The organism is Rhodoferax sp. (assembly GCF_018780565.1).
Lineage (GTDB): Bacteria > Pseudomonadota > Gammaproteobacteria > Burkholderiales > Burkholderiaceae_C > Rhodoferax.
This window is the reverse complement of record NZ_JADMJN010000008.1, coordinates 236,682-248,836: the sequence shown is the minus strand read 5'-3', so window position 1 is coordinate 248,836 and position 12,155 is coordinate 236,682. Positions and strand designations below refer to the sequence as shown.

Genomic DNA, 12,155 nt, shown 5'->3' with positions numbered 1-12,155 from the left:
GGCGCCTCATCCAGGCGCATTGCGTAGCAAATTGGCAAGTTCGACAGCAGACTTGACTTCCATCTTGTCGAATACGCGCGCCCGATGCACTTCCACGGTTCTGACACTGATGTCGAGCCGATCGGCGATCAACTTGTTGGGAAGCCCTTCCACCACCAGCCGCATGACATCGCGTTCGCGATCGGTCAACTCTCCCTGACGTTCCCGCAGCATGTCTATTTTCAGTCGCTCCTGCATGATCGACTGCGACTGGCTCAGCGCCAGCACCACGCGATCCACCAAGGCATTGTCGGAAAAAGGTTTTTCACAAAAATCAAAGGCGCCGCGCTTGACGGCATCCACTGCGGTGGCCACATCGGCGTGTCCGGTCATAAAGATCACAGGCATTGCAAGCTGCAAATTCCGTTCGATCAACCAGTCAAACAACGCCAGACCGCTCAGACCGGGCATGCGCACATCCAGCACAAGGCAAGTGGGGCGAGACAATACTTCAGCGTCAGCCATCTTCTGTTGAAAGGTTTCGGCGCTGTCGAACACCTCACTCAGCAAGCCCCGTGAACGCAAAAGCCAGGCCATCGCCTGGCGCACGTCGGCATCATCGTCCACCACAAAGACAAGGCCATCAATAACAGGTCGCATGGTGCAATGTTATGCCACAACGCTGGCTGGCAGCGTAAAAATGAAAACCGTGCCCTGCGGCACGTTGGGCTCAAACACCAAGGCGCCACCGTGCTGCTCCACCACGGTGCGGCAAAGGCTCAGACCCAGACCCATGCCCTCCGCCTTGGTGGTGAAGAAGGGCTTGAACAGTTGCTGCTGTACCTCCGGTGTGATGCCAGCACCCACATCCGCCACCGAGAACTCCAGCCATTTGGCGCGCTCACGACCTTTCAACCGACGAACCCGCAACAGCAAAACCCGATCCTGGATATGAGGCTGGTCCATGGCCTGCATAGCATTGCGGGCTAGGTTGAGCAGAACCTGCTCAACCATGGTGCGGTCGCACATCGCGAATGGGACATTCGGTTCCACCTGGGTCTGGACCCGGACCGACAGCTTGCGCGCCTGAAGATGGATCAAGGGCAAAACCGCATCCAGCAGAAGCTGCGGTGCAAGCGCCTCTCGCACCTGGTCTCGCCGCCGCACAAAGTCATTAACACTCCTGATCACCTTGCCAGCCCGCTCCGCCTGCTCTGCAATGCAACGCATTGCCACGGTCAGATCGGCCCCGAGTTCCCGGGTAAGGTCGGACCCTTCGCCCAGCAGATTGAGCGATCCGGTCGCATAGCCCGAAATCGCGGCCAGTGGCTGATTCAACTCGTGGCTCAGCAGCGAAGCCATCTCGCCCACCGTCGCCAGGCGGGCCGTGGCCTGCAGGCGCTCCTGGCTGGCCCGTGACAATTCCGCCACCCGGCGTTGCTCGCTGATGTCAAGAAAGGCGCTCATCCAGCCCGATTGCACGCCTTGCGCGTTGATCAAGGGCGCTTCAATGATGAGTACCGGAAAGCGCGAGCCATCCTTTCGCATGAACACCGATTCGTAGCCTTCACGCGGCGGCACATTGCCCGCCAGGCGAATCGCCTGCCGTTGCTGGTACTCATCGATGAATTCGGGCGGCCAGTACGGCGCGGGCATGCCATGCCCCAAAAGTTCATCCACAGAAAAACCAACCATCTGACAAAAGGCCGGATTGACGTACGTAATGTGGCCCAGCACATCGCGTGCACGAAGCCCTGTCACCAGCGAGTCCTCCATGGCTTTGCGAAATGCCAGCGCCTCCGCCAGCGCGTTTTCCGCCTTCAGGCGCCGGCGCATATCCCTGTCCAGCAAGATCAGCACCGAGACCAGGGCGATGGCCATGGCGGCAACCAGCGCCGTCAGCACGTTGGGAAACAGATCGGGCGTGCCACGCCAGCTGTCGATGCGCAACACCAGCGCGGTACCGGGCAAGTCCATCAAATGCTGGGCCGTGAAGACCCTGCTGCCCCTTCGTGTGGAGCCGCGCATCGCCAGACGGGTGCCATCCCCCTCGGTGAAAGATATTTCGTAATTGCGTGTCACCTGGCGCCCCAGAAGTCCTTCCAGAACCTCCTGCAAGGAATAGGTGGCGACCAGGTAGCCCGCCGGCTTGCCGCCGCTTTCCAGCGGCAGGCACAATTCCATGACTTCCACACCCAGCCCATCTGACAACGGTACAAAGTAGCTGTTGCCATATGCCGGGCCGCTGAACCGGCGCGCCGTGGAACAGGCCAGCAGTACTTCCGACTGTTGATTGCTTCGCCGCACACGGTCAACGACGGGGGCACGAAACGGCGTATCGACAAAGGAATGCACGCGCAGATCGGCGTCGCGCCACTCCACCCGCATGAGTTCACGGTGCTCACGCAGCAGAGAAGCGGCGTCACCATGCCATTGGCTGGGAGTAGGATCATTGGCCTGCAAAGCCTGCAAGCTCTGCACATTGCGCATGAATGCAGCACGAAGGTCACCCGTTGCTTCGGCGGCATCGCGCTCAACCCGGCCTTGCACCTGGGCGGTCTCATACAAACTGGCAAGCCAGACCAGCATCGCCAGCAGAGCCAGCACCAGCAGCACCAGCACACCCCACAGTATGCGACGACGCATCAACGACGGTGGACGCTCCCGGGCAAGGCCCACAAGCCCCTGCTCCAGATTCATAGCACCCGATGCGCAAGCGCTGGCAACTGCAGGCGACAGGACTCCACCCTGGCAACAGCCAGCTCGGCACTGATCGCACCGCAGCCTTCGGCCTGCTCCGCGAGGACCTGACCCCAGGGATCGACCAGCATGGAGTGTCCCCAGGTACGCCGCCCATTGCCATGTACACCGCCCTGGGCCGCAGCCACCACAAACGCCAGGTTCTCAATGGCCCGCGCCCGCAATAGCACCTCCCAGTGATCCTGACCCGTGGTGTAGGTGAAGGCACTCGGCACCAGCAGCAGATCCACCCCGGCCTTCGCGTAGGTCCGGTACAACTCCGGAAACCGCAGGTCATAGCAAACGCTCAAGCCGACCCGCCACCGGTGTCCATCGCGGGACGGCAACTCGAACAGCACCGGCTCCTGTCCCGCCCGCAGAACACGCGACTCGTCATAGCGCTCCTGACCATTGTCAAACCGGAATAAATGGATTTTGTCGTAGCGGGCCACGCATGCTCCTTCGGGCGAATAAACCAGCGTGCTGTTGTGAACCTGGTTGACGTGCATCCCCGACCCCGCCTTTTCGTCCGCCAGTGACAGGGGCAGGGTGCCGCCCACAATCCACAGCTTGAACTCACGTGCCGCATCGCTGAGAAACCGCTGAATCTCCCCGGCGCCAAAGTGCTCCTGAATATCCAGCTTGTCCGTATCCTGACGACCCAGGAGACAAAAATACTCAGGCAAGACTGCCAACTCGACGCCTTCGCGAGCAGCCACGCGCAGCAGCCGATGCGCACTGGCGAGATTGGCCTGCAACTCGGTGCCTGACACCATTTGAATGGCAGCGACTTTCAACGCGCCCCCTCACCCACACTACCGGCCTTGTCCTGCCTGTTGTCAGAGGCGCCATTTTTCCGCTCAATTTTGGTGATCCTGGGATCGGCCCAACTTCCATCAATATGAAATTCCTGAGTCGCGGCCTCAATCAGGGGTCGCCGCAAAAACAATTGAGCCAAAAAGCTGCCAAGCCCCACCGCAGGATTAATGACCGAGGCGATGATGGACGCAGTTCCGGCGTTGATTTCAGGAACCACCACCACCTTGATGTCTTGGGTTTCCCTGGCAATATCGGCCCGGCCGTCCATGAGCACGGCCGCGTTCACACCCTTCATCTGGAGGTTGTTGGTTTTGGCAATGCCTTGCTCAATGGCGATATCACCCCGGAAAAAGTCGAAAGCAAAGCCATCGCTGAACACGTCCCTGAAATCGAGCGCCAGGCGGCGCGGCAACGATTGCAGGCTCAACACACCCAGCAGCTTGGCCATGCCCGGATCGGCCTTCAAAAACTGGCCCGACTCCACGTTGACGGTGAATGCTCCCCCCATGGAGGCATAGTCCAGGGTGAGCGGAGATCCAAGCCAGGCGACTTGCCCTTCCATCTTGCCCCGTCCTTTTCGGACCACATCCTTCACGCCAAAACGTGACAACAACTCACCCGCATCGACAATGTCCAGCTTGAAATTCATGACCGTTCGCCGGCGGTCGGACACACTGCGCGACAGCGCCGCCTGCGCATTGATACTGGCCCAATTGCCAGTTGCCGTGAGCACGGCCTCAGGTGTGATCATGTTGAACTTGTTGAGTCGCCACTCACGCACACCACCCTCACGCGCCACCGCACCCGCACCGCGGTTGATGGCCTCGACCTCGACTCGGCCAAAGCGCTTTCCCCGCAGCTCAAAATCCTCGACCACGATGTCCAGTGCCGGAATGCTGGTGGGCTGCTCATTGAGCAGGGCCTCCACGTCGGTGGCGGAACCCGGGGCTATGCTCAATCTGGCCAGGCGGGCATAGACGCGACCAGCCCCCGTATCGGAGGGTTGTCGGTATTCCAGATAACCATTGAGCTCACTCGCATCCATGTTGGCCCGCCACAGCAGCCCTTCACGGGAACCCCCCACCACCACGTTGTTGAATTTTCGCCCACCGAAAGTCAACTCACGAGCACGTACAGCCATGCTCGTGGGCAGATAGCTCAAAGCCGCGCTGTTGGCTTTCTCTGTGGATGTTCGACGCGCCGCCGTCGTGGCTGGCACCGATGTCGTCAAGGGCGTGCCTGCGGCCTGCGATAACACCGAACCCCAGGCATCAAGATCGACACCGCTCAGATTGATGTTGGCAACCACCCCGTCCTCCGGCAAGGGCGCCGACTCTTCTGGCGACAGGCCAACGGCAATACCGCCACGCACCACACGAGGCTCGCCGCCCGACAAATCGCGGACATAGACGATGGACGCAATGCGCCCGACATCCAGTGTCAGCCTGTCGCGCAGCCTCACCTGCCCACCCGGCCCGGGCAGCAGCGAATCGCGAACCAGTGCAGTTTCCAGCCGCAATGGCAAGACCGCCTCGGCGCTCTTGTTCAAGGGTGCGGGCAAACTCAGGCTGATCCCTTGCAAGTTGCTGGCCACCGTCAGCTCAGGCTCGCCCCGGCGAAACCCCAACACTGCCGAATACGCAGCGCTGCCACTGGCATGCTGCGCCATCCGGGCCACGAAGCCAAGCTCCCGGGCCTGTCGCAAGCCCTCGGCGGAGGCGGTTCCACTGGCGCGAATCACCATCGGAGGGGCCATGGCACTTGCTGTCCAGCCGCCGTCCAGACGCACGTCGCCACCGAGCATTCGCGCCTGAACGCCAGCAAGCGAAAACCCGGTCTCGGAAAAATTGACCAACCCGCGGCCACGGACCAGCTTGGGCGTGTCGGGCGATATCTGCAAATCGTTGTTGCTCAATGCAACGCTGCCCTGCACTGTCGATTTTTCAATGCTGGCAATTGGCAGGGTCAGCTTCAACTTCAAATCCGCGCTTCCGGTTGCCACGGCCTTGCTCAGGGCGTTCCCCGTGATCGCGCCCAGAGGGGAACCATTGACAATGCCCAGCATGTCACCCAGCGCGCCACGCGCTTCGGCGTTGACAATCACCGTCGCCGCATTTGCAAAATCAGGAATCAAGCCCTCCGCCTTGGTAATCTGCAGTCCGGATGCTGCGCCCATTTTCGCGCGCGCGACCTTGATCTGCAGCTTGGTACGGTCAATCACCAACTCGCCATTGAGTTGCGTCATGGCAGACCAGGGCAGAGCAGCCGGTGGCTGGATGCTGCGCGGCACATACGCGAAGCTGGCGTTCTGGATGTCAGCAGAAATCCTGAACTCCCCTTGTTTCGGATCGACGAAGGGGAAATCATGCAAATCTCCCTTGACCCTGAACTTGGCTCCAGTGGCGGTTCCGCCCACCACGGCATCGCGGACATAGTCACGCACGGGCTGCTGAATGCCCGAAGGCAGGTAGCGGTGGACCCGTGTCCCGTTCGCCCGGCTCAGCGTGGCCTGCAAATCGAGGACACCAGGAAAACGCGCCTGTGCACCCGACTTGGCAGGGTCACTGGTTTCCCATTTCAGTTGCGCCTCGCCCTGTGCATCAGTATTGCTGAATTTGATATTGGGCAGTTGCACAGCGATGCGCTCGCCATTGACCTGCCACTTGGCATCTGCAGAAAACTGGCTCAACAACAACACGGGTTCGTCAAAGATGCCTGGCAATTCCACAGCACCCTGCTCTACAAGCACGCTGGCCTTGCCAGCAGACTGGTTCAAATCAAATTCGATGCTGGCACCCCGGATGCCCGGCGAACCCACCGTCGCTGCCAGCGCGGCTGGCCTGGCCAACAACTCCAGTTGCGTCACCTGACCTTTGACCTCATATTTGCTGAGCGCATCCAGAGGGCCAAGCCAGCTGGCCTGGATACGCTGGACCAGGCCCTTGGGTGCATAGGCCTGCAAGGTCGCTCGGGCTTTCGCGTCAAACGGCACACGGTCGGCAATTTGCGACAGCGCCGCCAGATCAAGCTTGTCCGCCTTGAGTTCCCCACGCGCTGGCACTTTGTCCTGCGCACCCATGTAGCTGACGCTGATGTTGCCACCGGGCCAATGCAAGCCATCCCGGGTATCGAATTGGAGTCCCTGGGTTGAAAATTCAAATCCACCCGGTAGTATCCGACCCCCCACACGCCCCTGCACGGACTGCAACTCCAGCGGCTGCACGTCGGCACCCAAAATGACATTCACCTGCGCCAACGCCACATCGGCCACCACGCCCGCCATCTGCCCTTTGCGGACATCGGCCCAGGCACGCAACGCACCATTGCCCTGGCGCAAGTCAACGCCGACATCGGCATAGCGGCGCAATTCAGCCAGATCGATCCAGGCAAATTCTGCGAACATCTGACCATTCCAGTCCTGCCACTGGCCCCTGTCGCGCGACAACAGGGGCTGCTGGAACATGCCACGCACGCTGAATCGATCCCCCCACACCGCCGGAGGTGTTGCGTCCAGGCGCATGTCATGCCGACGTCCGGTGTTTCGCACGACCAGTTCCACCTGCTTGAGTGCCAGTGTCGGTGTCGCCCGCAGTTCATCGGTCCACTCGATCGTGCCATCATGGATGGCGAACTCGATCTGCGAGAAGAACCAGTCTGCAGCGGCACCGCCCGAGTCGCCACTCCTGGAAAAATCGAGTCCCGCCACGACCACTTTGCCATCCAGACCGCGCCGGATACTGAGCTCCGGCCGGTCCACATACAGCTGCTCAAATCCCAGATGCCAGATGGAGCGGGGTGACAAGGCAGCCAGGACTCGCGGCAGGCGCAAGGCTTCACGACCCTGCGCATCAAACAACCGAATATCGGTCACCTCGAAAGAGGGAATCATGCCATTGGAGTGGGCCGCGATCGCACCGATGCGCACCGGAACACCCAGGACTTGAGTAGCTCGCGCTTCCAGCTGTGAGCGGAACTCGCCAATTCGCGGCACAATCAACCAGTGCAAGACGCCCCAGACCAGCAAAAACACCAACCAGGCAACCAAGACCAGCCGCAGCGCCCAGCGGGCAACAGTGGTCAGGCTTTTCAGCATGGATGATGGGGCAGACGTCAAGTCAATCATTGTGATCTTGGAGATATGTCAGGAATTATGACCAGCCCCCCATTGTCATCGCACTCACGCTTCGGTCAACGGATTCGAAGGCGCTATGAGAGCCAGCTGAATTTGTTGCCCCGAGGAATTCCTGACCATGCCGCCATGGCCCTGGCCTATGACGCCCTGCAGTCACAGGGCTTGGACGCAAGTGCCGCACTGCGAACAACGCGGCAACTGGTTCTGGAACGCCTGCTGGTTCTGGATTGTGATGAACAGGCATCGCTGCGGCAAGTCACCGAAGCCATGACCGATCTGGCTGAGTTCGCGCTGGACAAGGCCTTTGCTGTGGCACATCAGGTACTTGACCAGAGTCACGGCGTACCCAGAACGCCGTCCGGTGAACGGGCGGAGCTGTGGATTGTTGGCATGGGCAAGCTCGGCGCCCGGGAACTCAATGTCTCCAGCGACATCGATTTGATCTACGTCTACGATCAGGACGGAGAAACCACGGGAGATGCACAGGGGCGTGGGCGGATTTCAAATCAGGAATATTTTGCCAAGGCCGTGCGGGCAATTTACGGCCTGATTGGCGATACCACCGAACACGGTTTTGTCTTCCGCGTCGATCTCGCGCTGCGCCCCAACGGCAACTCCGGTCCGCCCGCGGTGTCGCTCGGCGCGCTTGAGGAATACTTTCACGTGCAAGGCCGCGAATGGGAGCGTTTTGCCTGGCTCAAGAGTCGGGTTGTCGCCCCGCTGAACGTCGTGAAGGACGGGTCGGCACAAGCCCTTCGCAGTGTGGTGTTGCCGTTTGTGTTCCGGCGCTACCTCGATTACAACGTGTTTGACTCGCTGCGTATCCTGCATCGTCAGATCCGTGACCATGCCAGCAAGCGCAGCACAGGTCGCCCCGAACGCGCCAATGATGTCAAGCTTTCGCGCGGCGGCATCCGGGAAATCGAATTCATCGTTCAGCTGCTTCAGGTGGTACGGGGTGGCCAGTTTCCGGAACTCCGTACACGCCCGACGCTGGGCGCCTTGCCACGGCTTGCCAACGCAGGCTTGATGCCGCAGGCCACCGCGCAAGCCCTGGCCGAAGCTTATGTGTTTTTGCGCCGCGTGGAGCACAGAATCCAGTACCTGGATGATCAGCAGACACATGTACTGCCAACCCAGGACGATGACTTGAACTGGATCGCCAGTGCCCTCGGCTATCCCTCGTCCTGTTCGTTCCTGCACCAGCTCGACACTTATCGCGAGCTCGTGGCGCAGGAGTTCGACATCTTGCTGGGCGGAGGTGCTGACAAAGATTGCAAAGGCTGCAACGGTGCCAAGCCGAGCTCATCAGCACCCGGATTTGACGAACTGCTTGAGCAGTTGCCGGAGAATTTCCGTGCCCGCGTGGCCGCCTGGCGCGACCATCCGCGCGTGCTGGCCTTGCGTGACGAGTCGCGCACCCGGCTGATCCGTCTGGTGGCACGCACCGCCCAGTGGGTCAGGGAGGGCACAGTGTCCGAGGAAGCCGCCGTGCGCATCGCCGACTGGATTGAACCACTGCTGCGACGCGAAAGCTACCTGGCCTTGTTGCTGGAGCGGCCCAATGTGCATGAACGATTACTGCGCTTGCTGGGTGCGGCACGCTGGCCAGCGCGCTACCTGCTGTTGCATCCCGGCGTGATTGACGAACTGGCCAGCAGCGACATGCTGGAGGAGCGTTTTTCAGCCGCCGAATTCGAGAAAGAACTGAATCATCGCCGTGCCTCGCTGGCAAGCACCGGCGAAGACGACGATGAGACGCTCCTCAACCTGCTGCGTCGCGCCCACCATGCCGAGGTTTTTCGCACCCTGGCGAGGGACCTGGAGGGCAGGCTCACGGTCGAGGAGGTCGCCGATGATCTCAGCTCACTGGCCGAGGCGGTCCTGCGCGTGACCACCCGCTGGTGCTGGGACCGTCTGAAAACCCGGCATCGCGAATCGCCCCAGTTTGCCATCATTGCCTACGGCAAACTGGGTGGCAAGGAACTCGGCTATGGCAGCGATCTGGACATCGTGTTTGTGTATTGCGACGATGACGAACGTGCCCCCGAGGTCTACGCCAACCTGGTTCGCAAGCTGATCAACTGGCTGACCGTCAAAACCGGCGAAGGCGATGTGTACGAGATCGACACGGCCCTGCGTCCCAACGGCAACGCCGGCCTGCTCATCACGTCGTTTGACGCCTACGCCAACTACCAGCAACAACGGGGCAGCAACACGGCCTGGACCTGGGAACATCAGGCCATGACGCGCGCGCGCTTCGTGCTGGGCGACGACGCCTTGCGTCAACGCTTTGATGCGATCCGCAAAGCCGTGATCGTGGCACCCCGCCAGGCGCCGGACCTGAAGCTGGAGATCGACGCCATGCGCAACCGGGTTCGCGCCGCCCACCCGACCAAGGCCGGGCAGTTTGACGTCAAACACAGCCCCGGGGGCATGATCGATGCGGAATTTGCCATCCAGTACCTGGTGCTTTCCCAGGCCGCGCAACATCCAGAACTGATCGACAACGTGGGAAACATTGCCCTTCTTGAACGCGCCGAGACCGCCGGACTGCTCCCCGCAGGGGTGGGGCACGCCGCCGCGGGCGCTTATCGGGAATTGCGCCGGGTACAGCATCGAGCCCGGCTCAACGAAGAACCGACCCAGGTGCCTGCATCCGAATTGCAGGAGCAAAGCAACGCGGTGCTCGCCTTGTGGCAGGCGGTGTTTGGCACCGCTGGACACTGAGGTAAACCCGTATCGGTGAATGACATGGAACGCGTAACATGTGCCGGTTACAAGAAGAGGAATCTCCATGTCAAAACCAAAGCTGATCCTGGACTATGTTTATGAGCACGAGGCAGCCCACCCGGACAAGGTCTACCTGACCCAGCCGGTGGGTGGCAATCAAGTGGTGGACTACACCTGGGGCCAAGCCCTTGACCAGGCACGGCGCATGGCGGCACACCTCCAAAGCCGCGGCTTTGAGCCCGGTGCACGGGTTGCCATTCTGTCCAAGAACTGCGCGCATTTCTTCATGGCCGAACTGGCCATCTGGATGGCGGGCTACACCACGGTGGCGATTTTCCCCACCGAGACCGCTGACACGGTGCGCTTCGTGCTGGAACACAGTGAAGCGAGCCTGCTGTTCGTTGGCAAGCTCGACACATGGGACCAGCAAATCCCCGGCGTACCGACCGGATTGCCCTGCATTGCCTTCCCGCTGGCGCCCCGGACCGACTTTGACACCTGGGATTCGATCATGGCACGCACCCAGCCTCTAGGCGGCCGCCCACAACGGGCGCCTGACGATCTGGCGATGCTGATCTACACCTCCGGCTCCACCGGGCAACCCAAAGGGGTCATGCACAGTTTCGAACGCATCACACGCGCCACCGAGGGCATGGTCAACGACCTGAAATCGCGCGTCAGCCTCAAAGATGAAGGCCGCGTGCTGTCTTACCTGCCACTGGCACACGTCTTCGAGCGTTCATGGGTGGAATGCGCCTCCATGGTGGAGGGCAATACACACGTGTACTTTGCAGAATCACTCGATACATTCCTGCAAGACTTGAACCGGGCCCGACCGACCTCTTTCATCTCGGTACCGCGCCTGTGGCTCAAGTTCCAGCAAGGCGTGTTCACCAAGATGCCGCCGAAAAAACTGGATCGGCTGCTGGGCATTCCCATTTTGGGCAAGATCGTCGGGCGCAAAGTTCTCAAAGGCCTGGGACTGGACCAGGCCCTGTTGGCCGGCAGCGGTTCCGCGCCGATCCCTGCAGAGTTGATCAGCTGGTACCGCCGCCTGGGGCTGAATCTGTTTGAGGGTTATGCCATGACAGAGGACTTCGCCTACTCGCACAACTCCACCCCCACCGGCAATGCGCCGGGCTATGTGGGCGTGCCCCTGCCCGGCGTGCAGGTACGCATCAGCGAGGAAGGTGAAATTCTGATCAAGTCGCCGGGTCAGATGGTCGGCTACTACAAACGTCCCGACCTGGATGCCGAGTGCTTCACGCCGGACGGCTACTTCCGCACCGGCGACCGGGGTGAACTACGCGCCGATGGACTGCTGAAAATCACGGGCCGTGTCAAGGAGCTGTTCAAGACCTCCAAGGGCAAGTACGTCGCGCCCGCACCGATCGAAAACCTGTTGAACGCCCATCCGATGGTGGAGCTGACACTGGTATCAGGTGTGGGCCAGGTCTCCGCCTATGCCATCGTCGTGCTTGCCGAAGACTTGCGACCCAAAGTTGGCGACCCTGCCGTTCGGACACGGGTTCAGGAAGAGCTCAGCCAGCTGCTTGCGCAAGTCAACCAGCAGCTGGCCGACTATGAACAACTCAAGATGATTGTGGTCGCGCCCGAACCCTGGACGGTTGAGAACGGTTACCTGACACCCACCATGAAGATCCGACGCACCCGCATCGAAGCGGCAGTCGACCCCCAGCTGGAAAACTGGTATGCCAAAAAAGGCACTGTCCACTGGGTCTGATCTGAATTT

6 protein-coding genes are annotated in these 12,155 nt (G+C 60.8%); 2 read left to right on the top strand and 4 right to left on the bottom strand.

The window, feature by feature from the left end:
• Nucleotides 1-6: 6 nt before the first annotated feature.
• Genes IV109_RS12935 through IV109_RS12920 form a run of 4 tightly spaced genes read right to left on the bottom strand, consistent with a single transcriptional unit; the run spans nt 7 to nt 7,630 of the window.
• Nucleotides 7-639 carry a response regulator gene (locus IV109_RS12935; protein WP_296697057.1) on the bottom strand — a complete coding sequence of 211 codons (633 nt, stop codon included), beginning with the start codon at nt 637-639 and terminating at the stop codon, nt 7-9.
• Between the two features lie 9 nt (nt 640-648).
• Nucleotides 649-2,679 (bottom strand): ATP-binding protein, encoded by a 2,031-nt coding sequence (locus IV109_RS12930; protein WP_296697055.1) that lies wholly within the window; start codon nt 2,677-2,679, stop codon nt 649-651.
• Nucleotides 2,676-3,515, bottom strand: coding sequence for a carbon-nitrogen hydrolase family protein (locus IV109_RS12925; protein ID WP_296697053.1), 840 nt, complete (start codon nt 3,513-3,515; stop codon nt 2,676-2,678). Before IV109_RS12925 ends, IV109_RS12930 begins: the two co-directional genes overlap by 4 nt.
• Nucleotides 3,512-7,630, bottom strand: coding sequence for a YhdP family protein (locus tag IV109_RS12920; protein ID WP_296697051.1), 4,119 nt, complete (start codon nt 7,628-7,630; stop codon nt 3,512-3,514). Before IV109_RS12920 ends, IV109_RS12925 begins: the two co-directional genes overlap by 4 nt.
• 45 nt (nt 7,631-7,675) lie before the next feature.
• Here IV109_RS12920 and glnE point away from each other — a divergent pair, with 45 nt between their 5' ends.
• Together glnE and IV109_RS12910 are read left to right on the top strand one after the other, a co-directional pair.
• Nucleotides 7,676-10,399, top strand: a complete 2,724-nt coding sequence (gene glnE / locus IV109_RS12915) for a bifunctional [glutamate--ammonia ligase]-adenylyl-L-tyrosine phosphorylase/[glutamate--ammonia-ligase] adenylyltransferase (RefSeq protein WP_296697050.1) — start codon at nt 7,676-7,678, stop codon at nt 10,397-10,399.
• A gap of 67 nt (nt 10,400-10,466) precedes the next feature.
• Nucleotides 10,467-12,146 (top strand): AMP-binding protein, encoded by a 1,680-nt coding sequence (locus IV109_RS12910; protein WP_296697048.1) that lies wholly within the window; start codon nt 10,467-10,469, stop codon nt 12,144-12,146.
• Nucleotides 12,147-12,155: the final 9 nt, after the last annotated feature.